Here is a 26,562-nt window from a genome sequence, read left to right on the forward strand (position 1 = left end):
CTCCATGACTGCTGCACTTTCTCTCTACAACTCTATCATGGACTCTGTTTTGCGTGCTGTGGAAGGCTGGCTTTTGCCAAGTTTTGCCCGTTTTGCCTTTGCGGCGGTTCTCTTGTGGTATTTCTGGCAGTCCGCCTTTACCAAAACAGGCGCAGGTTTCTTCGGATTTCTGTCCCCCACAGAAAACGCCTACATCCAGATTTTCCCCAAATCGTTTGAAGCTGCGGGATATGACATCACACAGATGGGCACCTTTGAATGGCTGGTTGCGGTGGCAGGGACCTCTGCCGAAATCCTGCTGCCGTTCCTGATCCTGATCGGGCTGTTCACCCGTCTGGCAGCCCTTGGTATGATCGGGTTTGTTGCAGTGCAGACGATCGTGGATGTCTATGGCCACGGTATCTCCGGCAATACGCTGGGCGCCTGGTTTGACGGTCCATCCGACAGCTTGATCCTTGACCAGCGGCTGATGTGGATGGTCCTGTTCGCAGTGCTGTTTGTCAAAGGGGCCGGTCCATTTTCAGTGGACCGGATTTTGACACAAGTAACGAAAACTAAAGGTATTTCTCCTGAACTGCCTTCGTCCAGCCAAGCGTAAGCTCTTCGCCCGCCTCAACCACCGGACGTTTCATCAGGGTCGGGTGCTCCTTCAAAAGTGCCAGAGGATCTCGCGCACGTTCGGTGCTTTCCAGACCCCGCCAGGTGGTAGAGCGTGTGTTCACCAGATCATCCCCGAAGGTCGCGTAAAACCGCGAGAGGTCCGCGTCACTGATCCCGTCGGCCCGCACGTCCACAAAAGCCACTTCCTGCCCTGCATCCCGTAGCGCCTTGAGCGCCTTGCGGCAGGTATCACAGGTTTTCAAACCGTATAGTTTCATCATCAATTTCCCATGTACTGCGTCGTTTTCTACCTGTTCGGCGCAATTTCGCAACCTGTGGAGGTCATTAAAGCTTCACTTGCAATATTCAAAAGCGTGAGTCATAGATTCCCCCGTGAGGTTCATCTTTATACGATCCGCTCCTTCTTCGATGTAGCAGACCCGACCTAAGACACTGAGCTACACCACCAGTCGCAGCACAGTGCGGGCGGCGAAAAAACGATAGGAGCGCCACGTTATGGCAACCGGAACAGTAAAATGGTTCAACTCGACTAAAGGCTACGGCTTCATCCAGCCGGACGCCGGTGGATCCGATGTATTCGTACACGTTTCCGCTGTTGAGCGTGCAGGTCTGAACGGCCTGAACGACAACCAGAAAATCTCTTTTGAAGTTGAAACAGGCCGGAACGGTCGCGAAGCCGCGACTGATCTGAAACTGACAGACTAATCCAAATTATACAGCATTCCGAAAGGCCCCGACGCTCGCCGCGCGGGGCCTTTTTTTTGTCCGGCGTCAGGTGGCGGTATCGCTGTCGGGAACGATAACCGTTTCGGACGGGCTTGCTTCGCTCCAGTTGCTACCCGTGGCCAGAACACAGGCCATGCCGTTGGGATAGCTGAGCAGGACCGAAAAGCTGCCTGTCTGTGTCGAGCTCCACAGTTCGACCACACGGGTGGCGCTGCTCAGGCCCGCGCCGCGCCGGACCTCCTGATATTTTTCCGCCAGATGGGTGACGAGTTCCTCCCGCGGTCCACAGGGGGCCGCGCCAACGGGGGGTGCCAACGCAGCCATTCCGAATACCAGAGCAGAGGATGTGAGACGTTTGAACATGATGTACTCCTTCGCAAGTGACGAAAGGAGCAGAGGTCAGAGAGTTTTGACCTGATACGCGGAGTGCCGCAGGCCCCTTTCGGGGTGGGTCATGTTATTAATATCGGCTTGAACAGCCTGCCTTGCAAGGGGTGTCACAGGAAAGTGTCGGCAAACCGCGCTGCGGAGTGAACCGCAGCGCCGTATCTTAACTGCGCCAGCCCAGAAGATGGCGTTCGATCAATCCGATTGACGTGCTGACGACAACACCCAGAACCGACAGGATCAACACACCCGCAAATAAGCGTTCCAGATCGTAAAGCGCGCCAGCTTCAAGAATATAGGCCCCGATCCCGTATTCCGCCCCCAGCATTTCAGCCGCGACAAGCAGGATGATGGCAATCGCAAGACTGATCCGCAAACCCGACAGGATACCCGGCATTGCCCCGGGCAGCACAATCTTGCGCACGATGGACAACCACGACAGGCCAAAGCTTTGCCCCATACGGATCAGGCTGCGATCCACATTGTCCACCGCGCCGTAGGTTGCGACAACAGTCGGGGTAAAGGTTCCAAAGGCGATCAACGCATATTTGGAGCCTTCATCAATGCCAAACCAGATCACGAACAATGGTAGCAGCGCAATTTTGGGGATCGGGAAAATCGCTGCCACCAATGGCACCAATCCTGCGCGGATATAGGAAAACAAACCTATCAGAACCCCGACGCCGATCCCGAAGCTTGCCCCAAGTGCGGCCCCGACCACCAGACGGGACAGCGACGGCGACAGGTGTTTGTAAAGCAGACCGGATTGATGCAGCTCTATCAGTGTTTGCAGAACGTCAGAAGGCTTGGGCAAGGTCAAAGCGGAAATCCAGCCGGAACGAGTGCCCCATTCGGCAATGGCGATCAGCAGGACAAAGACGACACCACCAACCCAGCGTTTGCGTTCAGGTGCGAACCCACCGCCCCGAAAGCTGACGGTGCGGGCCTCTGCGGGGGTATGGGACATAGCTGTATCAGACATCAAGCAACTCCGCATCTGCTGCACGGGCTTCATCCCGCATCAATTGCCAGAGGTGTCTTTGCTGGCGGTCCAATTCCGGATCACCGAACTGGCGCTCGGCCAGTGGGGTGTCTAGATGCACGATCTCGCGGATCTGGCCGGGCCTGCGAGACAGAACAACGATGGAATGCCCCAGACGCACGGCCTCTGCCAGATTATGGGTGACATAGACGGCAGTGAACGGCGTGCGGGTCCACAGGGACACGAGATCGTCCATCAACAGCTCCCGTGTCTGACTGTCGAGCGCGGACAACGGCTCGTCCATCAGCATCACAGCCGGATTCACGGCCAAAGCCCGGGCAATCGCGACCCGCTGTTTCATGCCGCCCGACAGCTGCTTCGGCAGTGCCTTGGCGAAATCCGTCAGCTTGGTCCGCGCCAGTACATCGTCGATAATCTCTTTCGCCGCTGCACCTTTGATGCCGTGGTCTTCCAGCACCAGTGAAATGTTCCCCGCTACACTGCGCCAGGGCAACAGGGCAAAGTCCTGAAAGATGTATGTTAGGGGGTTGAGGCAATCCGAAGGCGGGGTGCCCACTTGCAGGACGCGGCCCTGTTTGGGGCGCTCCAGCCCGCCGATAAAGCGCAAAAGCGTGGATTTCCCACAGCCTGACGGCCCCACGATGCAGACAATCCTGCCGTGGGGAATTTCAAGAGAGATGTCGCGCATCACCTCGAACGTATCGTAAGAGTGGCTGACATTTTCCAGACGGATGTCCATTTGGCATAGGCTCCGGTAAAGCGTTGCGGGGCGCGCTAATGCCGCCCCGCTTTCAGTGATTCAAAAGGGAAAAGGCCGGATCAGGCCTTGATGGTTTCCACGTAAGATGCGTCCACCAGCGTGTCGAGCGTGATATCCGCATCCACCAGACCTTCGGACTGGAACCAGTTCAACTGATCTTCGATCGACGCCGAATTTAACGCTGCATTCTCGTTCAAGCGCATGGTACCGTTGATGATCGACGGTGCTGCCTTGTCGCGCGGACGGTCGGTGTAGACGTATTTGTGGATCAGATCGACCATCTCGTTCACGCCATCCTCACCGCCTGATTTGGCGATCATGGCTGCGTTATAATCCGCCACCCCTTTGGAATATCCGTTCAGGAAGCCTTCGGTCATGCCACGTTCGTCCGCTGCGTTCTTGGCAGAGGTAAAGACCGTTGTGACCTGATAGTTCGGGATATAATCCGCCACGTCACCGATGATGTGCACCGCGCCGGAGCCTGCCAGAGGTTTTGCGATATGGGGCACGATGGACCATGCATCAATCTGGCCGGATTTCAGTGCGCCAATGATCGCACCAACCTTTTGCAGCGGTTTGAAGCTGACATCCGCGCCTTCTGCCGCCGCAATCTTGGACCCCATGTAATGGAAAGAGGAACCGGCAGTGGAAATCCCGAAGGTCTTGCCGTCCAGCCCCGCAGGTGAGGTCAGGCCGGCCTTGAACGCCGCGTCGGAAGCAAGGATTTTCTGCCCGTCGATGCCTTTTTCTTCAGACAGTGCGCCGCCGATCACCTTGATCGCGCCTTTTTGTGCAAGCGAAATCAGGCCACCGGACACAGCTGTTACTGCATAATCCACATCGCCCGAGGCAATCGCCACGGCCATAGGCTGGGCCGCCTGAAAGAACTTGAACTCAACATCCAGTCCGGCTTGCGCGAAATACTCGCGCTCGAAGGCCACAAAGCTGCCTGCGTGGGATGTGAAGCGCAGCGCGCCCACAGTAATCTTTTTGTTGCTGGCCAGCGCAGGTGCCGCCAGTGTCGAGGCAGCAGCCGCGCCCCCCATCAGGATCAGTGCCTTCCGGCGGTTCAATGTCATCATGGTTTCCTCCCAGTGATTTGGTTTCAGTATAATTTGCTAATTCTGCCGCGGTTCTGACCGCAGTTCCGCTTCAATATCCTCGGCCAGCACCTCAAGCGCAGCTTTTACATCCCGCTCCAGCACTGCATTCAGCAGCGCCTGTTGGCGTGATTTGCGGCGGGCGAAATCCAAACGGCCTTCGCGCAATAACGCCAGCCGAAAGCGGCGGGATTGATTGAAAAATTTCTCCTGCAAGTCAATCAACCGCGGCGAACCGCAGCTTTCGATCAGTGTCGCGGTGAAAGCCTTGCAGGCTTCGTCCCATTCAAGTGCGGTCAGATCATCCGGTGTTGCCGCCACAGCGGTTTCAGCCTTGCGCAAACCGTGATGGGCCGCCATCACCCTGCCCTCCCACTGGACAGTACCGTGCTGTATGGCCAGCTCCAGCGCAGCGCTTTCAATCTGGCCGCGCACCATGATGATATCACGCAGGTCCTCTTCCGTTGCACTGGTCACGCGAAAACCCCGTTGGGTTGTTGCCTCTACCAGCCCTTCGGCAGACAGCAGCCGCAGTGTTTCCCGCATGGAATGGTTCGACCCGCCATAACGCTGGCGCAGTTGTTCGATCTTGAGCTTCTGATCCGGCAACAATGCTCCGAACGCAATATCGCGCCGCAGGGCAGAGGCCAGCATTGCAACGATAGAGTCGTCCTCACCAATGGTGCGCTTGAAGATCATGATATCCAGCATTTCAAGAAATGTTGGATATTTTTTGCCTTTTATCCACTGCAACGTCAATGGATTTCGGCGACACGTCGTACCTCACCTGTGAATCCCTTTTAAGCCGCTGTCGCTTTGCGGTTGACACATCAACTAAAAACGCGATCAATGTGCGGGATTTTACGAACAAGAGAATGCAACCCAAGATGGAAGAGCGACTACCTCTGGTCGGGCACGGGAATCGCAAATTGCGATACTCTGAAATCATTACCTACCGCGTTGCCCAGCTTCACACGCGGTTCAACGCGCAATCGACCCGGATTCTCCAGACTGTCAGCAACATCTCTCTTGCCCAGTGGCGTATCCTAACGGTCGTCAATTCCGCCGATGATGTGACACATACCAAAATATCGATGATTTCGAAAATCGACAAAGGGCAGATCAGCCGGGCTGTCAAATCGTTGATCCGGGACGGATATCTGGAAACCGAGCACGACCTTGACGATCATCGCAAGTCCTACCTCAAGCTGACGCCTCTGGCACGGGACCTGCTCGATAAAACGCTTCCACTCATGCAAAAACGGCATGATGTTCTGACAGAGTCCCTCTCGGCTGACCAGCGCCGTGTTCTGTTCGAGGCTTTTGACACGCTCGACACCTTGACTGAACTCACTGAATTCGCTGAATAATACCGGATCCACAGACAGACCATCGGCCCATCTGCGGATACGGATTTTTCCGTTTGCGGATTAAACAGGTGTCAGTGAGAGATCGTCGATGACAACGCTCGATCCGTCCAGCGCATAGATTTCAACCGCATTGATACCGTCGAATTTGCTGTCGTAATCGACGGAAGGATCGTCAAACAGCGTGTTACTGAAGTCGATCGAGGTGGCAACAGTCGAAGCGTCGACGATGAAGTCAAACGAGTCTACCTCGACATAGTCAGCGTAATAATCGGAGTTGGAGCCGTTTGGTACTTCCACGATTTCGGCACGGTAAGAAACAATCCGGATCGTCACATTGTCAGAAGAAACGGGATTGATAGAAACGTTTTCAAGGTTGAACTCGCCGCCAAAACCGTAGCTGTCCGGATCGAAAATATGAGCGAAACCGGGAGGGAAACTGTTTAAAAACAAAGGCTCATTGCCGATCCGTTGCGTGGCGTCATCTGCGTAAACGGCAAAGTTTTCTCCGGTTCCATCCACGTTCGCCACGAGCACATTATCCCCTTCAAAGGAGACTTGTCCGTTCGCCAGCCCGACTGGGTTGGGACGTTCCGGATCAAGCGAAGGCTCGTCCGTTTCAAACACACTGGTTGAACCGCTAAAGACAAATCCGTCCACGCCGCCAATCGAAATAGTGCTCCCGCTTTCCGAAGAATACTCTTCAAAATCGAACGTTGTAGTGGCTGCGGCGGCGTCCGCAGGATCAGATGCAGCAACTGTTATGGAACCTGTTGTCGACGCGTTCTCGGCTCCGGAATCATCCGTCACGGTGAAGTTCATTGAAACAGGGAGCTCTTCCCCGTCTGAAAGACCCAAATCCGCAATATCAAACGTCAATACGTTTGTGGCCGGATCAAAGCTGCTGGAGATGGTATTTGGCGAACCGCCTGCTTCAGCACCTCCAATCGTTACCGACACGTCCGAAAAGCTGATCGCGTCAGCATCAGCATCACTTGCGAAATCGTCCAGATCAAAGGTTACGATTGTACCGACGACATGCGTCCGTCCGATTTCAACCAGGTCCGAGCCGGATTCCCTGTAGGTCACAAGATCGTAGCCGTCGGTTACAACTTCCAGACCATAAATCGGACCGGAGATTACCGGCGCCCTATTTTCGGCTGGGCTCGGGGTGAAAGGACCGTCGATATTCACGGTCACAGTGCCTGTATTGGTTGCATTTGCACTACCGGTATTATCATCCACAGTGACGGTAAATTCGGTCGAGATACTGTCCCCAGCCCCGAGACCGGTGATGTCCGTATCCGTGTAAGCGATATGCAACGTGGTCCCGCGCAACTCGTAATCCAGATCCGTACCGCCGGTTATGGAAACGGTGAACGAAAGGTCGTCCAGATCCGCATCCGATGCATATTCCGAAAGATCAATCACGATGTTCCGGTCGGTTGCAGCCTCATTTACGATTGTATTCGTAAACACCGGCTGATTGTTCGGCGTGTCCGGTTCTTCTACAGGTCCGGCACCGTCTTCGATTGTCAGCAGGATGGTCCCTGTGTCAACGCTATTGGCCTTGCCAGCCCCGTCGTTCACATCAAACGAAATTTCCAGTTCGACTTCAGGCGCAACGCCTGTCGTCTCATCCGGCTCAATATTAAACTGGGCCGGATCAATGATCAGAACGCCGTCTGACAGGGAATACGTGACAGAACCCTCACGCCCGCTACCGGAAATGACAATATTCCCGAAGGACAATACATCTCCGCCGTCCGCATCCGTTGCCAGTTCCTTCAGGTCAATGACAATTGGATCTATATCTCCCTTGCGCAGAACCAGATCCGCTGCAACCGGAGCGTTGTTGGTATTTATCGGAGTTGGGTCATTCGAACCGTTCACGGTCAAATTGAAAGATATCTGTGTCGTGCTGTTTGCAGCCCCGCTGCCGTCATCCACCCTGATGGTAAAGACACCATCAAATGTGTCGCCCAGAGCAAGATCAAGTTCACTTGGATTGAAACTCAGAACACCACCGGTGAAAGAGGTCCCGATGGCCACTGAACGACCTGTGGAACTGTCTACAAGGCTAACGGTCGAAAAGGACAGATTCGCTGTTTCAAGATCAGAGACAAAGCTGCTCAGGTCCACCGAAGCCGTTCCGCCATTTTCGGTCACAAGCTGATCCGGCACCGGCGCGGTCTGAACCGGTGCATCGTTGACCGAGGCCACATCGATCAGGACTGTTTTTGACACAACACCGCCATTACCGTCATCAACGCTATAGGCAAAGCTGTCCGTGCCAAAATAGTCCGCTGTCGGCGTGTAGCTGAAACTGCCATCAGCAGAGACCGTCACAACACCATTGCTCGCGGCAGTATCAAGGGCAAAGGTAAGACTGTCCCCGTCTATATCCTGCGCAACAAGCATTCCTGTTATCGTACCGTCTTCATCTACTGCCAGTTCGGCGGTTAACCCCTCCGGCGCATCATTCACCGCGTTCACGGTGATGTTGATTGTCTGCGTATCCGTGCCACCGTTGCCGTCGCTCACCGTATAAGTGAAGCTGTCGCTGCCATTAAAGTCCGCACCGGGCGTATAGGCGTATGACCCGTCCGGTCTGATCGCGACCGTGCCATGCGTGGCCTGTGTCTCAACTGCGAACCTCAGGGTGTCTCCGTCAACATCACTGGCAAGGAGCGTGCCGGAAATCACCGTATCCTCATCCCCCGAGGCGGTTCCGGCCTGTGCGACTGGCGCATCGTTCACCGCATCAACCCTGATGTTGACCGTCTGGGTATCCGTCCCGCCGTTTCCGTCGCTTACCGTATAGGTGAAGCTGTCGGTGCCGTTGAAATCCGCATCCGGCGTGTAGGCATAGCTGCCATCCGCTGCCATTACGACCGAGCCGTTGGAACCGTCCGTTGCCAAAGCAAAAGTCAGCGTGTCGCCATCCACATCAGAAGCCGCCACAGTACCGGAAATCACTGTGTCTTCGTCCCCCGAAGCCATTCCAGCCTGCGCAACCGGCGCATCATTTACCGCATTCACGGTGATGTTTACCGTCTGCGTATCCGTCCCGCCGTTGCCGTCACTCACCGTGTAGGTGAAGCTGTCCGTGCCGTTAAAGTCCGCACCGGGTGTATAGGCGTAGGATCCGTCCGGTCTGATCGCGACCGTGCCATGCGTGGCTTGTGTCTCAACTGCGTACCTCAGGGTGTCTCCGTCAACATCACTGGCAAGGAGCATGCCGGAAATCACCGTGTCCTCATCCCCCGAGGCGGTTCCGGCCTGTGCAACAGGCGCATCGTTCACCGCATCAACCCTGATGTTCACCGTCTGGGTATCCGTCCCGCCGTTGCCGTCACTTACAGTGTAGGTGAAGCTGTCAGTGCCGTTGAAATCCGCATCCGGTGTGTAGGCATAGCTGCCATCCGCTGCCATAACGACCGAGCCGTTGGTCCCGTCCGTTGCCAAAGCAAAGGTCAACGTGTCGCCATCCACATCAGTGGCCGCAACGGTGCCGGAGATCACCGTGTCTTCGTCCCCCGAAGCCATAGCAGCCTGCGCAACCGGCGCATCATTTACCGCGTTCACGGTGATATTGACCGTCTGTGTATCCGTGCCACCGTTGCCGTCACTCACCGTGTAGGTGAAGCTGTCCGTGCCGTTAAAGTCCGCAGCAGGAGTGTAAGTGTAGCTGCCATCTGCTGCCAAAATGACCGAGCCGTTTGACCCGTCCGTTGCCAGAGCAAAGGTCAGCGTGTCGCCGTCCACATCAGTGGCCGCAACACTGCCGGAAATCACCGTGTCTTCGTCACCCGAAACGGTTCCAGCCTGCGCAACCGGATCATCATTTTCGCCAGTGATTGTGATTTCCACCGTCTTGCTGGTAAAGCCACCATTTCCGTCCGTTAGAGTAAAGACAATCTGTTCGACTGTGGATTCGCCAAAGGCCAACGCCTCGAACCCGCCGGACGTGGCAAAGCTGACACTCGCGACGAACTCCGAGTGATTGCTGTTTAACGTATTCGTAAAGCCCGTGATCGAGTAGTCGCCACTCCCCGTATAGACCACATCGAAAACCGACATAGTATCTTTATCGAAATCCACTCCGGTGACGGTAAAACCGACGGTACCACCTTCGCTGACAGACACATTCTCCGCCGTCACAACAGGTGCATTGTTTGTCTTACCGAGCAGAACTTCCCCGTCATTGAAGCGCAAAACTTCAATCTGTTGCAACACATCGGTGCCGGAGTCCCCGTTGCGGGTGCTATTGTCGACAACCGTGACCTTGTTGCCGGACGTGGTCCAGGAATAATCATAGATAGACCCGCCATAGACGGCCACGTCGTATCCGTCTCCACCAAAGAGCGTATCATCGTGGGCACCGCCTGCGATAATGTCGTCCCCGTCGCCGCCCTTGATGGTGTCGCGCCCGCGCCCGCCGCGGATGGAGTCTGCGCCGTCACCGCCCAGAATATCATCTCCACCGTAACCGCCGGCAATTATGTCGTCACCGTCTCCCCCCTGAATCCGGTCTTTGCCGTAACCGCCGTAAATATCGTCATCTCCGTCGCCACCATATATCCGGTCCTTGCCGGTGCCGCCGTGAATTTCGTCGTCGCCATCTCCTCCGGTGACACGGTCATCGCCGTGGCCACCGCGTAATTCGTCGTTGCCGGAGCCCCCCCGTACAATATCGTCCCCGTTGCCAGCGTGGATGTAATCATCGTCATCATCGCCATCGAGAATATCGGCTCCGTTCTGGCCTTTTATCGTATCATTACCGACGCCACCAAAGACCACATCATCGCCACCGTTACCGCGCAGGATATCTTTGCCTTCGCCGCCAAAAATCGTATCCGCATCCAACTTCCCGTACACTCGGTCGTTGCCAGCATCACCGGACAGGATATCCTCCCCCGCGCCGCCATAGAGATTGTCGCGTTGTTCACCACCGCTGATTTCGTCGTTTCCATTGCCGCCGAAAATAGTGTCGTATCCGTCAGACCCCGAGAGGCTGTCGTCAAACGTGCTGCCAAGAATGCTGTCGTCCCCGCCAAGCCCGTCAACCAGTACCGAGCCGAGTGCTGTGCGCTCATCAATCAGATCGTCATTTTCGGTAGAAGCCATATCTCTAATCCTCCTAGGCTGGGCAGCCATAGTATTGCTTATCAATAAAAATGCCACTTGGACGGTGTTCCCGACGGGTGCAAAATACCCACGGCCAAATGATCTTGCCTACAGATTGCGTTAACTTACACGTTAATTCAACTTAAACATCAGAATGCAGGCAGAATTTGCCACTTTCCTGCACCGCCTTGCCCGATTGATAACCCTGCCCGTCCAACCGGAGCGAATGTTTAAAGCGCGACAGTTGTGGCGTCGTAGCCGTAGATACTGTCGAATGGGCGCAGACCGAGCCTGTCCGGCAAGGATCCGGCAACCTTCAATTTAGCCCGCGCGACGACGCCGTGAAACGGTCCATCTAGATGAAACAGGGCCGCATTGTTGCGAGCACGACTTTGCAATCGGGCTGTGCGGGGCTTACGAATACGGGTGTAATGTTGTAGCGCACCAGCCGCACTCGGTGATCCTTGGGTAAGACATCTTGTCAGAACGCAGGCGTCCTCGATCGCCATTGCCGCGCCCTGCGCCATAAACGGCAGTGTCGGGTGGCAGGCATCGCCGAGCAATCCGGTGCTCCCGTCAGACCAGTCCGGCAGTTCGGGGCGGTCAAACAACGCCCAAAGGTGGGTACTCCGAGCAGCGCCAAGCAGGGTGTGAATGTCTCCGTGCCAGCCGGAAAACCGGGCCAGAAGATCAGCGGGATCGCCCTGGACTCTCCAGTCAGGGTTTTGCCAGTCGTCCCTTTCTTCAACTGCAACAAAATTAACAAGCTTCCCACCGCGAAGGTAGTAGGTCACCACGTGACTACCCCGCCCGACCCAGACTGTAGCATCCGGCGGGATCAACCCATCGGGTAAATCCGCTGTGGGCACTGTGCCGCGCCATGCAAGCTGTCCTGTGAAGCGAGGGCCGAATTGCGGATGCATCTGCGCGGTGATCGCAGAACGAATACCATCCGCGCCAATATTCAGATCGGCTACTTGCTCCACCCCGTTCGCCAGAAGGCCAACGTCAGTGTACCCCGTTACAGTCGAACCGGTTTTAACGCGGACGCCCTGTTGGCCTGCCGCTTCTTCCAGAATTTTGTGCAGATCAGCCCGGTGAACATGGAGATAGGGCGCGCCGTAGACTTTCTCGCACTGATCTTTCAGGGGCAAGACGGCCAGATCACGCCCCGATTTCCCATCCCGGATACGGGCGTATTGCGGGGCGAAAGCCACCTCGTTCACCGCCTCTTGCAGCCCCAGATTCGTCAGCACCTTCATGGCATTCGGGCTCAACTGCAAACCTGCCCCGACCTCGCCTAAAGCGGGCGCCTGTTCAAAAACGCAAACCTCAACGCCCTGCCGCGCCAGCGCCAGAGCTGCTGTCAAACCGCCGATCCCTGCACCGGCGATATTCGCGCGGCGGATCACCTGCAAAGCTTTCGCAGCACCAATGGAAGCGCCTGCACTGTAATGGATTTTTTCATGGGGCCTGACTAGCAAGTTCCTCTTCCCGATCCAACACGGATTTTGCGCAAGCCGCAGCGAGACTTGATCGTTAACATATTAACAGGTTGCGGGATTTCCACAGCTTCAGTAAACAATGCCAACACCAAGGAGGCCCCATGAATATTCTCTTTATCATGTATGACCAATTGCGCTTTGATTACCTTAGCTGCGCCGGACATCCCCACCTACATACCCCCAATTTCGACCGCGTTGCTGCACAAGGGGTCCGCTTCAGCAATGCTTATGTCCAGTCACCTGTCTGCGGATCGTCGCGGATGTCCTATTACACGGGGCGGTATCCGTCCTCGCACGGGGCGCAATGGAACGGCTTTCCCCTGCGTGTGGGGGAAGTGACGCTTGGCGATCATCTGCGCAAACTCGGGATGAACAGCTGGATTATCGGCAAGACCCATATGAAGGCCGACGCCGAAGGTATGGCGCGTCTGGGGCTGGCCGCCGACAGTGAAATCGGCGCGCGTCAGGCAGAGTGCGGCTTTGACAACTGGTGCCGCGATGACGGGCTTTGGGGGCAAGGTCCGGACGGGTTTTATGACGAAAAAAGATCACCTTACAACGAATACCTGAAGTCCAAAGGCTACCCGAGCGAGAACCCCTGGGCGGATTTTGCCAATGCCGGCATCACCGACGACCAGATCGCCAGCGGCTGGATGTTCCGCAATGCCGATAAACCCGCCAACATCCGCGAAGAAGACTCCGAAACGCCGTGGCTGACGTCTGAAACCATCCGTTTTGTGGATCAGACAGAAGGCCCGTGGCTGGCCCATGTGTCTTTCATCAAGCCGCACTGGCCCTATATTGTGCCGGCGCCATATCACGACATGTACGGGCCGAACCATGTGCCCGCCCCGCTGCGCCATGAAGTGGAACGGGAAAACCCGCATCCGGTTTATGGCGCCTATATGGGCAACAAGATCGCCAGCGCCTTCCAGCGGGACGAAGTCCGCGAAAAGGTCATCCCCGCCTATATGGGGCTGATCAAACAGTGCGATGACCAGTTGGGCCGGCTGCTGGACCATCTCGAAGCCACCGGAAAGATGGACGACACGATGATCGCGCTGACATCGGATCACGGGGATTACCTCGGGGATCACTGGCTGGGCGAAAAGGACATGTTCCACGAACAATCCGTCAAAGTGCCGATGATCGTCTTTGATCCCCGCCCCGAAGCGGACAGCACACGGGGCACTGTTTGTGACGCATTGGTGGAGAGCATCGACCTCGCCGCCACTTTTGTAGAGGCTGCCGGGGGGCAGGTTCCGGATCACATCATCGAAGGCCGCTCCCTGATGCCGTGGCTGCACGGAGACACGCCAAAGTGGCGCGACTATGCGATTTCGGAATATGATTTTTCGGTGACACCACAAGCGGTTGCACTGGGCTTGGAGCCGCGCGATGCGCGGCTGTTTATGGTTTTTGACGGGCGGTATAAGCTGATCCATTCAGCGGCGGGCTACCGCCCCATGTTGTTCGATCTGAAGACCGACCCCGAGGAGTTTTACGATCTGGGCGAAAGTGCGGATCATGGCGAGGTACGCGACAAGCTTTACGCGCATCTGCACGAATGGGGCCTGCGGATGAGCCAGCGGGTTACGCGTTCTGACGACGATATCCGTAACAGCCGTGGCAGGTCGGGGCGCAGGGGTATCCTGCCGTTCCTTTATGACGGAACCGAAGTTCCCGAAGAACTGATCCAGTTCTATCGCGGCCCCTCACCTGCGAAATACACGGACTGAGCCCCGTTATGCCGGCACACGAACCGCACCCCCGAAAGGTGCGGTTCGCTCAAGCCCCGAAATAAGCCCGCCGGATCAGGTTCAGGCCGAGAATCAGGAACACCAGCAGGATTGTGTTGCGAAAGTAAGCAGGCGAGAGACGGTTGCGAACTTTCTCACCGATTGCGTAACCTGCCAGTGCAGGCACGATCATCAGCGCAGAGGTCAGTGCAAGCGGACCGCCCAGAAACCCCAATTGCGCGTAAGACACCGCCAGCGGGATACTGCCCACCGCCACCAGAAATCCGGTGGCGCGGATGAATTCGTCCTTTTCCACCTGCCGCACGGACAGATACATGCCCAAGGGTGCTGCCCATGCCGCAGTCAGGCCGCCGATCCCGCCTGCCAGTGTGGCAAAACCAAACTGCGCCAGCGTATCATGTTCGGCCCTGACAGGAGGCAGCCAGCCGCGCCAGCTGACAGCTACAAAGATCAGGATGGCCACGCCCAGCGCACCAGCGAGCCAGCGGTCATCCACATCCCGCGCCAGTACGCTTGTCACGACGACACCGATACACAGCACCGTTGCAAATACCTTGTAGCGCAGGATCGTGCGCAACACATGACCGCCACGCAACCACTGCCAGCCATTGATCCCCAACATCGGGAACAGGATCAGCGAAATCGCAACACGCGGCTCTATCGCCAGCGTCATCCCCGCAATAGCAGCAGTGGGCAGACCAATGCCTGCAATGCCTTTAACGCAGCCTGCAAACAGGAATGCAAGGGAGGCAACAACGGTTACACTTGTTATATCCATGGCCCCTCTTAGCGGTGGCCGACCCCCAAAGCGAGAGCGAAACCGCCTGCCCTTATGCTTTTGCAGGTTCTGAAATTTTTTAATTTGACAGAAAAATTAAATATGTGAATAACTACCCCAAAGGGAGAGAGCATGAAGACCTATCTGGGAATCGACCTCGGGACATCGGGGCTGCGGGCCTTGCTTGTGGAGGAAAACGGAACCGTAATCGGCGCGGCGCAATCCGCCTATTCGGTGGCCAACCCCCATTCAGGCTGGTCGGAACAGGACCCCGCCGACTGGATCAAAGCCTGTAAGACAGCGATTGGTGAACTTCACCAAACCCACCCCGATTTTATGGCGCGGCTGGCAGCGATTGGCACGGCAGGACAGATGCACGGCGCGACCCTGCTGGATGAAGCGGGTGCGGTTTTGCGCCCCTGTATCCTGTGGAACGACACTCGTGCCCATGCAGAAGCCGCCGAACTGGACACAATGCCCGACTTTCACGCACTGTCCGGTAACATCGTTTTTCCGGGCTTCACCGCACCCAAGCTGGCGTGGGTGAAAAACAACGAACCGGAGGTTTTCGCCCGCGTTGCCACGGTATTGCTGCCCAAGGATTATCTGTCCTACTGGCTAACCGGAGAACGCGTTTCCGATATGTCGGACAGCGCAGGAACCAGTTGGCTGGATGTGGGGGCAAGGGGCTGGTCGGAGACACTTCTGAAGCAATCCGGCATGTCCCGTACCCAGATGCCCCGCCTTGTAGAAGGATCAGAGGTCGCCGCTCCTGTCAGCGCCAAACGTTGCGCCGAACTTGGCCTGCCCGAAAATGTCGTTGTGGTCGGTGGCGCCGGCGACAATGCGGCCGCGGCCTGTGGCATCGGTGCACTGGATGAAGGACAGGGGTTTGTGTCCCTTGGCACCTCGGGTGTGCTGCTGGCCGGAAAATCCGGCTATGCGCCCCTGCCCGCCTCTGCTGTGCATACGTTTTGTCATGCGGTTCCGAACCGCTGGTATCAGATGGGCGTGATCCTGTCGGCCACCGATAGCCTCAACTGGCTGTCGCGCACTCTGAAAACCCCTGCGGGTGAACTGGCGGGGCTGTTGGACGGGCCTCTGGCTGCGCCGGGAACCGTCACCTTCCTGCCCTATCTGTCAGGGGAGCGTACCCCCCACAACGACAGCACCATTCGCGGCGCGCTTCTCGGGCTGGATCATGCCACGGGTGATCGCGAGTTGGTGCAGGCGGTGTTTGAAGGTGTTGCTTTTGCCCTGCGCGAGAACCTCGATGCCTTGCGCTCGACCGGCACCGAACTGACCTCTCTTATGGCGATTGGCGGCGGATCACGCTCACACTACTGGCTTGAACTGATCGCCACCGTTCTGGACCTGCCCCTTGATCTGCCCGAAGACGGCGAAAACGGTGCGGCCATGGGGGCGGCCCGTCTCGCTATCTGCGGGGCGAGCGGTGCAGCACCGGAAGAGGTCATGACGCAACCCGCGATTTCCCGCCGGATCAACCCGAACTCCGATTTAACGAAGGCGTATGCAGAGGCTTACCAAGCCTACCGCGCCGTTTATCCAGCAATAAAGGCATTATGATATGACAACAGGTTTCTTTGACGGCATTTCCCCAGCAAAATTCGTCGGCGACGGAGAAGGCACGGAATTCGACTACCGCCATTACAACCCCGACGAAATGGTGATGGGCAAGCGGATGGAGGACCACCTACGCTTCGCCATCGCCTATTGGCATTCCTTTGCGTGGGAGGGCGGCGACCCCTTCGGCGGCGCCACATTTGAACGTCCGTGGCACCCGCAGGACAACCAATCCCGTGCCAAGCTGAAAGCCGACGTGGCCTTTGAGATGTTCGACATCATCGGCCAGCCCTATTACTGCTGGCACGATGCAGACATCCGGCCCGAAGGCGACACATTTGCACAAAGCCTGCGGAATTTTGAGGAAATCATCGATTATTTCGGTGAAAAAATGTCATCCCGCAACATCAAGCTGTTGTGGGGCACAGCCAATATGTTCAGCCACCGTCGCTGGATGTCCGGCGCATCGACAAACCCCGATCCCGATGTGTTCGCCTATTCCGCCGCAACAGTGAAAACTTGCATGGACGCGACGCAGAAACTGGGCGGCGAGAATTACGTGCTCTGGGGTGGGCGTGAAGGCTACGAGACCCTGCTTAACACCGATATGGGGCGAGAGCTGGATCACATGGGCCGCTTCCTGAATATGGTGGTGGAGTACAAGCACAAGATCGGTTTCAAGGGGACGATCCTTGTGGAACCCAAACCGCAGGAACCTTCTAAACACCAGTACGATTATGACGCGGCCACCTGTTATGGTTTCCTGCAAAAATACGGGTTGGAAAACGAGGTGAAGCTGAACCTCGAACAGGGTCATGCGATCCTTGCGGGTCACAGTTTTGAACATGAAATCGCGACGGCTGCAGCCCTTGGGGTGTTCGGTTCGATTGACATGAACCGGAACGATTACCAGTCGGGATGGGACACAGACCAATTTCCCAACAACGTTCCCGAAGTTGCGCTGGCCTATTATCACATCCTGAAAGCGGGCGGGTTTACCACCGGTGGTACCAACTTTGACGCCAAACTGCGGCGCCAGTCACTGGATGCTTCCGATCTGATCGCCGCACACACAGGGGCGATGGACATCTGCGCCCGCGGGCTGAAAGCCGCCGCCGCGATGATCGAGGACGGCGGGCTGGAGAGCGCCCTGCAAGAGCGTTACAGTGGCTGGGATGACCCTACGGCCAAGGCGATGCTCGACAGCGATTTCGACAGCATCTTTGAAAAGGTCGTTTCAGGCGACATCGCGCCAGAGCCCCGCAGTGGTAAACAGGAACGGCTGGAAAACATCGTGAACCGTTTCGTCTGATCCCGCGATGCCCGTCCCCGCAGACATTCGCGCTTTTACTCTGACGGGCGCAGAGTCTGCGGTGACGCTGCTGAATCTTGGTGCGGTCACGCAAAGCTGGCGCACCGATCTTGGCGGGCCGTCCCGCAGCATCGTGCTCGGCTATCGGGAACCTGCCGCCTATCTGGACAATCCGCAGTTTCTGGGGGGTATTGTCGGGCGGGTGGCGAACCGGATCGCCCACGGGCGGTTTGAACTGGACGGGGAAACCTATCACCTGCCCCCGAACGAAGGTCCACACGTTCTGCACGGCGGGGCGGACGGGTTGCACAAACGTCTGTGGCAGGCGGAAGCGGATGGCACCAGCGCCCTGCGGCTGACGCTGCATTCCCCTCACGGCGATCAGGGATTTCCGGCTGCGGTAGATTTTGAGGTTCTTATCACGCTGGAGGGCAACAGCCTGAGCTACAGGATGCGCGCGACGGTAGACCGCCCGACCCCGATCAATCTGGCACAGCATTCCTATTACAATCTTGCGGGGCACGGCACGATTAGGGATCACCGCCTGCGGATCGACGCCGATGCGCTGCTGCCCACAGATGCCAATGGTATCCCCCTTGGCTCTGCCCTGTCGCTTGCGGGGCAGCCGCTTGATTTTCGCGACGGGAAATCCATCCGTACCGCCGACCCGCACAGGGCAGGCATTGATCTGAACTACTGCCTGAACGCGGCTTCCCCGCAAGTGCATCTGTCCCACAGCGGCCTTGCGCTGACGCTGGCTACGGACCAGCCCGGACTGCAGGTCTATACCGCGCAGCATCTGTCGGAACGTGCCGCGCCGCTGCAGGGGCAAACGCACCGCGCCTTTGGTGCGATATGTCTGGAACCCCAAGGCTATCCCGATGCGATCAACAGGCCGGACTACCCGAGTATTGTGGTCACACCGGATCACCCCTACGCTGCGACTGTGACCGTATCCCTGATGCCGGAGACACCATGACCCCGCTCCGCCCGATCCTGCTGGCCAGCGCCCTGATTGCCTTGGCTTTTCCGGCTGCATCCGGTCCGCTGCCGCAAGCGAATGCGCAGTTTTCAAAGCCCGATATGGCGCAGGTGCGTCTGGGGCAACTGCTGTTCTATGACCCGATCCTGAGCGGCAATAAAACCGTGTCCTGCGCCACCTGCCACCACCCGCGGCTTGCGACATCTGACGGGGTATCTCTCGGGCTGGGGGATGGGGGCATCGGGCTTGGACCAGCGCGGCGCAGCGATCCGGACAACCTCCCCGAACAGCGCATCCCGCGCAATGCACCTGCCCTGTTCAATCTCGGCGCAACCCAGTTCCAGACCCTGTTTCACGATGGTCGGCTTGAGGCGGACGATACCGACCCGATGGGGTTTCGCACCCCGCTTGGTGCGGATATGGAACAGGGGTTTAACGGGGTTCTTTCAGCCCAGACCATGTTTCCGGTGCTCTCGCCCGACGAAATGGCAGGGCATTATTCCGAAAACGATGTGGCCCAGGCCGTGCGGCAGGGCTTCTTTACCGGACCAAACGGCGCCTGGGCGATCCTGTCTGCACGGGTTGCGGCCATACCGGAGTACGCGCGCGGGTTTGCAGCGCTTGAAGGCACCAAATCCCCGCTGCATTTCTCTGACATTTCCAATGCGATTGCCGCCTTCATGGCGTTTGAATGGCGCGCAGACGACAGCCCGTTTGACCAATTCCTGCGGGACGGCATCCCGCTTGCCCCCGCAGCGGCGCTGGGAATGGAGCTGTTTTACGGCAAGGCAGGCTGTGATGCGTGCCACGCGGGACAATTCCAGACTGATCACGGGTTTCACGCCATCGGCCTACCCCAGATCGGACCGGGAAAAGCGGCACGGTTCGAGCGGCACAAGAAAGACGAAGGCCGGATGCGCGTCACAGGCGCGGCAGAGGACGCCTACCGGTTTCGCACCCCGTCCCTGCGCAACGTGGCGCAAACCGCGCCCTACGGGCACAACGGTGCTTTTGCCGATCTGCGGGAGATGGTGTTACATCACCTCTCACCAGAGGCGTCTTTGCGGCGCTATACGAAGGCGCAATCCCTGCTCCCCGAACTGGTGGGGGCCGAGGATTTTACCAATCTTACCGACAAGGGCGAAACTGACCGGATCGCAGCTGCCATTGAACTGGCTCCGGTTCAGCTGAGCGAGCCTGAAATCGACGCAATCCTTGCCTTTCTTGCAAGCCTGAGCGATCCGGTCAGCCTGAAGGGGCGGCTGGGCGTGCCCGAGACAGTGCCAAGCGGTTTGCCCGTCGAATGACCCGCTTCATTCCGGCGCAACCGCCAGTCGGGTGCCATCCGCGCGGATCACATAAGCGGTATCGCTGGCCAGCGTAGTCCAGTCACTTGTGACTCCGTCCGGCCAGATCACCCGAACCAAAAACGCCGATGCCTCCCCAAGCCCGAAATGCTCCGGCCCAAGCTGCCCGCCCGCGTGTCCCCCGCCCACCGTGATCTCGCGGCTGTAGTGTCGGTCATCCGCCGTTACCTCTAACCACGCACCCACGGCGTTTTTGTTCACACCTGTTTGCGCAAGCCGCAGACTTGTCCAGCGCCCCGCGTCCGGTGTTACGTTCCGGTAAACCTCCAGTGGCGCACGGCGGTTCACCACCACCAGATCAAGCAGCCCGTCACGGTCCAGATCCACCAAAGCGCCGCCGCGTCCGCGGTGCAGGCTGGCCACGCCCGCCGCCTCTGCCGTTTCGGTGAAACTCCCGTCCGCGTCCTGTACCAGCAGATTGTTTGGGTCTTTCATCGCCAGACCCGGCATCTGTTCGACATTGCCTTTGGCAATAAAGATGTCGTCCAGCCCGTCGTTTTGCACATCGCCGAATTGCACGTGCCAGCCGGTAGAGGGCCGCCCGTCGCCCCCTGTAAAGGGCCGCTGCGCCGTGGCGCCAAGATCGTAAGGCGCATCCGAGAATGCGGGTTTTTGTCCACTGCCATCCTGAAACTGCAACCGCTGGTCCCCCATCGAGGTCATCATGACGTCTGGCAATCCGTCCCCTGTCAGGTCACGGCTGGCGATCCCCATTCCCCAGAGCTTGTGTTCGCGCCAGCCTTCGTCTGCGGTGTAGAAACGCGGGCTTTCTGCCATTTTCAAAAGCTGTTCCTGCCCGCCGGTCACGTAATAATGCCGGTCATTGCTGAACCGCAGATCAGCCCGCCCGCTACGGGACCAGTCGCTGAACAACATAGACAGCGGGCAAAGCCCCGGAGACAGCGGGATTGGCGCGCCGTAAACTTCGCCTTCGGGGCGATAGAGGTAATTCACATCACAGGCCTCGAACGGGCCGTCCGGATCATCCCGATTGACGTAATTGCCAAAGGCAAGCGTGGGCAGCTTCGCTCCGCCCTCCCATGTGGCGGAAAAGGCAGTTGTCCAAGCCGATACATCCTGAAAGCCCAAATTATCAAACGGGGTAAAACGACATTCCGGACCGCCCTGCAACAGCAGGTTCTCCCCGACCCGAAGCACCGCCAGATCAGCAAAACCGTCACTGTCTATATCCAGCGGATAGGCACCGGTCACGCCCGTTACAGCCGCTGCATTGGCGGGCACGGCGGAAAACGCCAGTTCCCCCGCTTCAGCCGTAGCATTGCGCAACAGCAGCGCAGGGGTTTCGCCACCTGCCACATAAAGATCCGGATACCCGTCCTGATCGCAATCCAGCACGGCAACACCGCCGCCTACAAAATGCTCCCAACCGCCGGTGTAAATGTGTTCGGGCACGGTCACGGGGCGGAACGCCGGTTCCGCTACAACCGGAGCAGCAATAACCGCAGCCAGCAGGGCCAGCGGTTTAAATTTCACCTGCACGCAAGGCTTCAACGGCCATCTCCTCAACACCTTCCAGCGCATAGGCCGCAGCCCCCTTGGCCCACATCAGATCGCCCCAGCGATGGATCACCACTTCCGGCGGGGACTGGTCCACCTGAACGATGGAGTCTTTGATCCCTGCAATCACTTCCTCGGCGTAAAGATGGTTGGATTGCATCCGTTCCCCTGCCAGTACGATCAGCTGTGGATCGAAAATATTGACGATATTGGCCAGCCCCATCGCAAACATCCGCCCCGCCCGCAGAACGATGTTACCTGCGACCGGATCGCCGTCATGGGCCCGCTGCAACAAGGCCTCGATCCGTTGCTCGTCCGTTTCCCCTGTCAACGCGCCTGCACCTGCGTGGGTTACGCTGGCCTCGCGCAGCAGCGCATAATCGGCGACGTAAGCCTCCAGACACCCCCGCTGGCCGCAGCGGCAGAGTGCTCCGTCCAGATGGACTTTGGTATGGCCGAATTCCGCACCGCATCCGCGCGTCCCACGGTAGATTTCATTATTGATGACAATCCCCATACCAACACCGCTTTCGATGGTGACAACGATAAAATCCGTTGCTTCACGCCCCAGACCAAAGCTTTTCTCGGCCATGGCCACAAGGTTTGCATCATTGTCCACAAAGGCGGGAACACCCAGCGCCGTATCAATTGCACTGCGCAGGTTTATGTTGCGATCAGACAAGGAGGGCGACCAGTGGACAAGCCCCTGTTGCACATCGACAATCCCCGCAATCCCGACACCGACCCCCGACAGATCCGACACAGACTTGCCCAGCGGCGTCAACATATCGCCAAGCGCACCGGCAAGTTCCTCCACCAAAGCCTCTGTGCCGAGTGTCGTTTTGGAAAGAACATGGCTGTGCTCGGCCAGTTGGTTGCCTTCAAAATCCATCAGCACCAGTGAAAGCGAGCTGTTGGCGATTTTTATGCCTGCCACCAGATGGGCCGCACCGCGGATTTTCAGATCCACGCGCGGGCGTCCACGCGCCATTTCCGTACCCTGTGCTGCCACTTCCTCAACCAGTCCTGCGCGGATCAGTTCGGCGGTTACTGTTGTCACTGTGGCGCGGCTGATGCCTGTCTGTTCAGACAGATCGATACGCGCAATCGGGCTGTTCTGGCGAATCGCTGCCAGTAGAACCCGCCTGCCAAAACTGCGTTGCTGTCCGATCATTGGTGCCGCTCCCAGAATACTGTGGGTCTAAATCTAGGGGATTATTACGTAAAATCCCACTTAAACCAGTTTGCCCTGATTTAATTTGATTTTCAAATTAAAACTGCTATCACTTTTCTACACCCGCAGTCCAAAACGCGGACATGTGCGGGTCGCATTATCCTTGGGAGGGAACCATGAAAAAATTTACTGTCGCGCTTGCGGCTGTGGCCACAGCTGCCATGACAACCATGTCGCTGGCCGCCGATCTGACTGTGGGCGTAAGCTGGTCGAATTTTCAGGAGGAACGCTGGAAAACCGACGAAGCAGCCATCAAAAAGGCGCTGGAAGCTGCGGGTGCAAAATACATTTCCGCTGATGCACAGGCCTCTGCCGCGAAACAGCTTACCGATGTAGAAGCATTGATCGCACAAGGTGCCGATGCGCTGATTATTCTGGCGATGGACAAGGATGCCATCGGACCGGCAGTTGATAAAGCGGATGACGAGGGAATTCCGGTCGTCGGCTATGACCGTCTGATCGAAGACGACCGTACCTTTTATCTGACATTTGACAACAAAGGCGTGGGCCGGATCATCGCGGAAACCGTGACTGCCGTACAACCTGAAGGCAATTTTGCCATCATCAAAGGCGACAAAGGCGATCCGAATGCGGCCTTCCTGCTGGAAGGTATGATGGAAGTGATCGGTGATGATGTAGACGCCGGAAAGATCAAAATCGTCGGAGAGGCTTTCTCGGACGGGTGGAAACCGGACAATGCCCAAAAAAACATGGAGCAGATCCTGACCGCCAACAACAACAATGTTGATGCGGTTCTGGCGGAAAACGACGGTATGGCTGGCGGCGTAATTGCTGCACTGGCAGCGCAAGGTATGGAAGTACCGGTCGGCGGACAGGATGGTGACCACGCGGCACTCAACCGTGTGGCACGGGGCACCCAGACCGTTTCCGTCTGGAAAGACTCCCGCCAGCTTGGCACGGCTGCCGCTGAAATCGCCGTTGCTCTGGCCGGTGGCACAGCACTTGATGCTGTTGAGGGTGCTGTTAAATGGTCCGGCGGTTCCAAAGGCGTAGAAATGAACGCCATCTTTCTGGAACCGACACCAATCACCAAAGACAACATCAATGTTGTGATCGACGCAGGCCATATCGCCAAAGACAAGGTCTGTGAAGGCGCAATGGACGGCGTTACAGGCTGCTGATCCAATCAACAAGGGCATTGCCGGACCAGTCCGGCTGTGCCCTGCCCCTAATTCCTTCACTCCAATTTCTAAGGCTCTTGTCGGCCGGATCTACAGGCTTCTGACTACGCTACGAGGTCTAGGGATACGGTACGCTTAGCTGACTCTTACAGACACTGGTTCGGGACACCGCTTATGACCGATAACACCGCCAACACTCCGGCTGCTACCGCCCCACACAGGCCGACCGGCCTCTTTGCCCGCTTTATTCAGGCAACAGAACTGGACACCCGACTTTTGGGGATGATCGGTGCGCTGGCGCTGATCTGGGTCGGTTTTCACCTGTATGGCCAGCTTGCCCACGGCTTTGGTGCCTTTCTGACACCGCGCAACCTGTGGAACCTGTCAGTGCAGACCGCTTCTATCGGGATCATGGCAACAGGTATGGTGCTGGTCATTGTGACCCGCCATATCGATCTTTCGGTCGGTTCGGTTCTGGGCTTCTGTGCCATGATTATGGGGGTTACACAGGTCTATATCTTGCCCCAACTTATCGGGCTCGGGCATCCGCTGCTCTGGATACTGGCGATTTGTTCCGGCCTGCTGGTGGGTACAATGGTCGGCGCGCTCCACGGATTTCTGATCGCCTACGGCAAGATTCCGGCGTTTATCGTCACACTGGGCGGGCTGCTTGTCTGGCGCGGGGCTGCGTTTCTGGTGGCACGGGGCGAAACAATCTCTCCGGTTGATCCTACCTTTGCCCTGCTGGGCGGCGGCCCATATGGCGCCATCGGCGCGACCGGAAGCTGGATTATCGGCGCAATCGGCTGTGCAGCGGTGCTTGGCATGATGTGGCTCGGGCGGAAACGCCGGCGGGGGTTCGGCTTTCCGATGCGCCCTGTCTGGGCGGAAACCTTTCTTGCAATCGCAGGCTGCGGTGCGGTGATCGGCGCGGTATTGCTGGTGAACGCCTATTACTGGCCTAAAGGCATCGTCAGACGCCATGTGGCAGAAACAGGAATTACGGTGCCTGAAGGCGGATTGTTCATCTCTCACGGCTTTGCCATTCCGGTGCTGATCCTTGTGGCCGTAGCAATACTGATGACCATCCTGATGTCGCGCACCCGATTTGGCCGCTATGTCTATGCCATTGGAGGCAACCCTGAAGCGGCAGAGCTGGCAGGCATCAACACCCGCTGGATGACCGTGAAAATCTTTGCCCTGATGGGGTTCCTGACCGGCCTTTCCGCCGTGGTGGCTTCGGCACGGCTCGGCTCTGCAACCAACTCTCTTGGAACACTGGACGAACTTTACGTGATCGCAGCCGCTGTGATCGGCGGGACGTCACTGGCCGGAGGCGTGGGCACCATCTACGGCGCGGTGCTGGGCGCATTCGTGATGCAATCGCTGCAAACCGGCATGGTTTTGATCGGCTTTGATGCCGCCATTCAGCAAGTTGTTGTCGGCTCCGTTTTGGTCTTCGCAGTCTTTCTCGACATTCTTTACCGCCGCAACTCCAAGTAAGGGTACCGGAACATGACACAGACACACACCCAAAAACCGCTTGTGGAACTGCGTGACATCTCGATCTCTTTCGGCGGCATCCGCGCCGTGGATCACGTCAGCCTTGACCTTTATCCGGGCGAAGTCGTCGGGCTGCTCGGCCATAACGGGGCAGGTAAATCCACATTGATCAAAATCCTGTCCGGTGCTTATCAACGGGACGGAGGCGAGATCTGGATCGACGGTAAAAAAGCCGAAATTTCCAGCCCCCGCGATGCACGGGATTATAACATCGAGACCATCTACCAGACGCTGGCGCTGGCGGATAATCTGGACGCCCCGTCAAACCTGTTTCTCGGGCGCGAGCTGACCAACAGCATCGGGTTTGTCGATGATGCGCGAATGGAATCCGAAACCCGCAAGATCATGGCACGGCTGAACCCCAATTTCAAAAAGCTGAAAGAGCCGGTTTCAGCCCTGTCAGGCGGGCAGCGCCAGTCTGTTGCCATTGCCCGCGCGGTCTATTTCAATGCCCGCATCCTGATCATGGACGAACCGACAGCCGCGCTTGGCGTACACGAGACCCAAATGGTGGCCGACCTGATCCAGGAATTGAAGAAACAGGGGCTTGGCATTTTCCTGATCAGCCACGATACCCGCGAAATGATGGAACTCTGCGACCGTGTTTCGGTGATGAAAAACGGCCAGCTTGTGGGAACAGAGCGCGTGGAAGATGTAACAGAAGACGACATTCTGTCGATGATTATCATGGGCAAAAAGCCCGAAACGGCGGCGGCACACTAA

The 26,562-nt window shown here is 57.4% G+C and carries 22 protein-coding genes; 11 read left to right on the forward strand and 11 right to left on the reverse strand.

Annotation, left to right across the window (positions count from 1 at the left end; all coding sequences use genetic code 11):
* Positions 1-4 precede the first annotated feature (4 nt).
* A complete protein-coding gene (locus tag C0U40_RS17115) occupies positions 5-598 on the forward strand; it encodes a DoxX family protein (protein WP_101657023.1) in 594 nt (197 codons plus the stop codon).
* Here C0U40_RS17115 and C0U40_RS17120 read toward each other — a convergent pair.
* Positions 555-878, reverse strand: coding sequence for an arsenate reductase family protein (locus tag C0U40_RS17120; RefSeq protein ID WP_101657138.1), 324 nt, complete (start codon positions 876-878; stop codon positions 555-557). The genes C0U40_RS17115 and C0U40_RS17120 overlap by 44 nt on opposite strands.
* 238 nt (positions 879-1,116) lie before the next feature.
* On the opposite strand from C0U40_RS17120, the gene C0U40_RS17125 reads away from it, so the two are divergent.
* Positions 1,117-1,326, forward strand: a complete 210-nt coding sequence (locus C0U40_RS17125; RefSeq protein WP_101657024.1) for a cold-shock protein — start codon at positions 1,117-1,119, stop codon at positions 1,324-1,326.
* Between the two features lie 66 nt (positions 1,327-1,392).
* Here C0U40_RS17125 and C0U40_RS17130 read toward each other — a convergent pair whose 3' ends face one another.
* The 5 genes from C0U40_RS17130 to C0U40_RS17150 form a co-directional block, all read right to left on the reverse strand.
* Positions 1,393-1,710, reverse strand: coding sequence for a hypothetical protein (locus tag C0U40_RS17130; protein WP_101657025.1), 318 nt, complete (start codon positions 1,708-1,710; stop codon positions 1,393-1,395).
* Between the two features lie 187 nt (positions 1,711-1,897).
* Positions 1,898-2,716, reverse strand: a complete 819-nt coding sequence (locus tag C0U40_RS17135) for an ABC transporter permease (RefSeq protein WP_101657026.1) — start codon at positions 2,714-2,716, stop codon at positions 1,898-1,900.
* A complete protein-coding gene (locus C0U40_RS17140) occupies positions 2,709-3,476 on the reverse strand; it encodes an ABC transporter ATP-binding protein (protein WP_101657027.1) in 768 nt (255 codons plus the stop codon). Before C0U40_RS17140 ends, C0U40_RS17135 begins: the two co-directional genes overlap by 8 nt.
* Positions 3,477-3,556: 80 nt before the next feature.
* The gene (locus C0U40_RS17145) at positions 3,557-4,579 is read right to left on the reverse strand and encodes an ABC transporter substrate-binding protein (RefSeq protein WP_180957736.1); all 1,023 of its coding nucleotides are present in this window, start codon (positions 4,577-4,579) and stop codon (positions 3,557-3,559) included.
* 36 nt (positions 4,580-4,615) lie between these two features.
* Positions 4,616-5,308: a GntR family transcriptional regulator gene (locus C0U40_RS17150; protein ID WP_353616050.1), complete on the reverse strand. Its 693-nt coding sequence runs from the start codon at positions 5,306-5,308 to the stop codon at positions 4,616-4,618.
* 164 nt (positions 5,309-5,472) lie between these two features.
* Between C0U40_RS17150 and C0U40_RS17155 the strand changes: the two genes are divergently transcribed.
* The gene (locus C0U40_RS17155; protein WP_180957737.1) at positions 5,473-5,967 is read left to right on the forward strand and encodes a MarR family winged helix-turn-helix transcriptional regulator; all 495 of its coding nucleotides are present in this window, start codon (positions 5,473-5,475) and stop codon (positions 5,965-5,967) included.
* 60 nt (positions 5,968-6,027) lie between these two features.
* Here C0U40_RS17155 and C0U40_RS17160 read toward each other — a convergent pair whose 3' ends face one another.
* Together C0U40_RS17160 and C0U40_RS17165 are read right to left on the reverse strand one after the other, a co-directional pair.
* The gene (locus C0U40_RS17160) at positions 6,028-11,094 is read right to left on the reverse strand and encodes an Ig-like domain-containing protein (RefSeq protein WP_145991955.1); all 5,067 of its coding nucleotides are present in this window, start codon (positions 11,092-11,094) and stop codon (positions 6,028-6,030) included.
* A 230-nt stretch (positions 11,095-11,324) separates the two neighbouring features.
* Positions 11,325-12,578: an FAD-dependent monooxygenase gene (locus tag C0U40_RS17165; RefSeq protein ID WP_219619814.1), complete on the reverse strand. Its 1,254-nt coding sequence runs from the start codon at positions 12,576-12,578 to the stop codon at positions 11,325-11,327.
* Between the two features lie 122 nt (positions 12,579-12,700).
* On the opposite strand from C0U40_RS17165, the gene C0U40_RS17170 reads away from it, so the two are divergent.
* The gene (locus tag C0U40_RS17170) at positions 12,701-14,338 is read left to right on the forward strand and encodes a sulfatase-like hydrolase/transferase (protein WP_101657031.1); all 1,638 of its coding nucleotides are present in this window, start codon (positions 12,701-12,703) and stop codon (positions 14,336-14,338) included.
* A 49-nt stretch (positions 14,339-14,387) separates the two neighbouring features.
* Here the strand turns inward: C0U40_RS17170 and C0U40_RS17175 are convergent, their stop codons facing one another.
* On the reverse strand, positions 14,388-15,137 hold the full coding sequence (locus C0U40_RS17175; protein WP_101657032.1) for a sulfite exporter TauE/SafE family protein: 750 nt from the start codon (positions 15,135-15,137) through the stop codon (positions 14,388-14,390).
* A 132-nt stretch (positions 15,138-15,269) separates the two neighbouring features.
* Here C0U40_RS17175 and xylB point away from each other — a divergent pair, with 132 nt between their 5' ends.
* Genes xylB through C0U40_RS17195 form a run of 4 tightly spaced genes read left to right on the forward strand, consistent with a single transcriptional unit; the run spans position 15,270 to position 20,322 of the window.
* Positions 15,270-16,724: a xylulokinase gene (gene xylB / locus C0U40_RS17180; protein ID WP_101657033.1), complete on the forward strand. Its 1,455-nt coding sequence runs from the start codon at positions 15,270-15,272 to the stop codon at positions 16,722-16,724.
* 1 nt (position 16,725) lies between these two features.
* A complete protein-coding gene (gene xylA / locus C0U40_RS17185; protein ID WP_101657034.1) occupies positions 16,726-18,033 on the forward strand; it encodes a xylose isomerase in 1,308 nt (435 codons plus the stop codon).
* A 7-nt stretch (positions 18,034-18,040) separates the two neighbouring features.
* Positions 18,041-19,012 carry an aldose epimerase family protein gene (locus C0U40_RS17190; protein WP_101657035.1) on the forward strand — a complete coding sequence of 324 codons (972 nt, stop codon included), beginning with the start codon at positions 18,041-18,043 and terminating at the stop codon, positions 19,010-19,012.
* On the forward strand, positions 19,009-20,322 hold the full coding sequence (locus C0U40_RS17195) for a cytochrome-c peroxidase (protein WP_101657036.1): 1,314 nt from the start codon (positions 19,009-19,011) through the stop codon (positions 20,320-20,322). Before C0U40_RS17190 ends, C0U40_RS17195 begins: the two co-directional genes overlap by 4 nt.
* Positions 20,323-20,328: 6 nt before the next feature.
* On the opposite strand, the gene C0U40_RS17200 is transcribed toward C0U40_RS17195, so the two are convergent.
* Both C0U40_RS17200 and C0U40_RS17205 read right to left on the reverse strand, forming a co-directional pair.
* Positions 20,329-21,876 (reverse strand): CRTAC1 family protein, encoded by a 1,548-nt coding sequence (locus C0U40_RS17200; RefSeq protein ID WP_353616051.1) that lies wholly within the window; start codon positions 21,874-21,876, stop codon positions 20,329-20,331.
* Positions 21,866-23,074, reverse strand: a complete 1,209-nt coding sequence (locus C0U40_RS17205) for an ROK family transcriptional regulator (RefSeq protein WP_101657038.1) — start codon at positions 23,072-23,074, stop codon at positions 21,866-21,868. The genes C0U40_RS17200 and C0U40_RS17205 overlap by 11 nt, the downstream gene beginning before the upstream one ends.
* A 176-nt stretch (positions 23,075-23,250) precedes the next feature.
* Here C0U40_RS17205 and xylF point away from each other — a divergent pair, with 176 nt between their 5' ends.
* The 3 genes from xylF (at position 23,251) to C0U40_RS17220 (ending at position 26,562) form a co-directional block, all read left to right on the forward strand.
* The gene (xylF, locus tag C0U40_RS17210; protein WP_101657039.1) at positions 23,251-24,276 is read left to right on the forward strand and encodes a D-xylose ABC transporter substrate-binding protein; all 1,026 of its coding nucleotides are present in this window, start codon (positions 23,251-23,253) and stop codon (positions 24,274-24,276) included.
* 174 nt (positions 24,277-24,450) lie between these two features.
* Positions 24,451-25,779 (forward strand): sugar ABC transporter permease, encoded by a 1,329-nt coding sequence (locus C0U40_RS17215; protein ID WP_101657040.1) that lies wholly within the window; start codon positions 24,451-24,453, stop codon positions 25,777-25,779.
* Between the two features lie 12 nt (positions 25,780-25,791).
* Positions 25,792-26,562, forward strand: a complete 771-nt coding sequence (locus C0U40_RS17220; RefSeq protein ID WP_101657041.1) for an ATP-binding cassette domain-containing protein — start codon at positions 25,792-25,794, stop codon at positions 26,560-26,562.

This window comes from Neptunicoccus cionae (assembly GCF_002860325.1).
Classification (GTDB): Bacteria; Pseudomonadota; Alphaproteobacteria; order Rhodobacterales; family Rhodobacteraceae; genus Amylibacter; species Amylibacter lutimaris.

Bases quoted from the DNA above. Each gene is read 5' to 3' on its own strand.
- C0U40_RS17115 (WP_101657023.1), top strand. From the start codon at position 5: ATGACTGCTGCACTTTCTCTCTACAACTCTATCATGGACTCTGTTTTG.
- C0U40_RS17120 (WP_101657138.1), bottom strand. From the start codon at position 878: ATGAAACTATACGGTTTGAAAACCTGTGATACCTGCCGCAAGGCGCTC.
- C0U40_RS17125 (WP_101657024.1), top strand. From the start codon at position 1,117: ATGGCAACCGGAACAGTAAAATGGTTCAACTCGACTAAAGGCTACGGC.
- C0U40_RS17130 (WP_101657025.1), bottom strand. From the start codon at position 1,710: ATGTTCAAACGTCTCACATCCTCTGCTCTGGTATTCGGAATGGCTGCG.
- C0U40_RS17135 (WP_101657026.1), bottom strand. From the start codon at position 2,716: ATGTCTGATACAGCTATGTCCCATACCCCCGCAGAGGCCCGCACCGTC.
- C0U40_RS17140 (WP_101657027.1), bottom strand. From the start codon at position 3,476: ATGGACATCCGTCTGGAAAATGTCAGCCACTCTTACGATACGTTCGAG.
- C0U40_RS17145 (WP_180957736.1), bottom strand. From the start codon at position 4,579: ATGATGACATTGAACCGCCGGAAGGCACTGATCCTGATGGGGGGCGCG.
- C0U40_RS17150 (WP_353616050.1), bottom strand. From the start codon at position 5,308: ATGCTGGATATCATGATCTTCAAGCGCACCATTGGTGAGGACGACTCT.
- C0U40_RS17155 (WP_180957737.1), top strand. From the start codon at position 5,473: ATGCAACCCAAGATGGAAGAGCGACTACCTCTGGTCGGGCACGGGAAT.
- C0U40_RS17160 (WP_145991955.1), bottom strand. From the start codon at position 11,094: ATGGCTTCTACCGAAAATGACGATCTGATTGATGAGCGCACAGCACTC.
- C0U40_RS17170 (WP_101657031.1), top strand. From the start codon at position 12,701: ATGAATATTCTCTTTATCATGTATGACCAATTGCGCTTTGATTACCTT.
- C0U40_RS17175 (WP_101657032.1), bottom strand. From the start codon at position 15,137: ATGGATATAACAAGTGTAACCGTTGTTGCCTCCCTTGCATTCCTGTTT.
- xylB (WP_101657033.1), top strand. From the start codon at position 15,270: ATGAAGACCTATCTGGGAATCGACCTCGGGACATCGGGGCTGCGGGCC.
- xylA (WP_101657034.1), top strand. From the start codon at position 16,726: ATGACAACAGGTTTCTTTGACGGCATTTCCCCAGCAAAATTCGTCGGC.
- C0U40_RS17190 (WP_101657035.1), top strand. From the start codon at position 18,041: ATGCCCGTCCCCGCAGACATTCGCGCTTTTACTCTGACGGGCGCAGAG.
- C0U40_RS17195 (WP_101657036.1), top strand. From the start codon at position 19,009: ATGACCCCGCTCCGCCCGATCCTGCTGGCCAGCGCCCTGATTGCCTTG.
- C0U40_RS17205 (WP_101657038.1), bottom strand. From the start codon at position 23,074: ATGATCGGACAGCAACGCAGTTTTGGCAGGCGGGTTCTACTGGCAGCG.
- xylF (WP_101657039.1), top strand. From the start codon at position 23,251: ATGAAAAAATTTACTGTCGCGCTTGCGGCTGTGGCCACAGCTGCCATG.
- C0U40_RS17215 (WP_101657040.1), top strand. From the start codon at position 24,451: ATGACCGATAACACCGCCAACACTCCGGCTGCTACCGCCCCACACAGG.
- C0U40_RS17220 (WP_101657041.1), top strand. From the start codon at position 25,792: ATGACACAGACACACACCCAAAAACCGCTTGTGGAACTGCGTGACATC.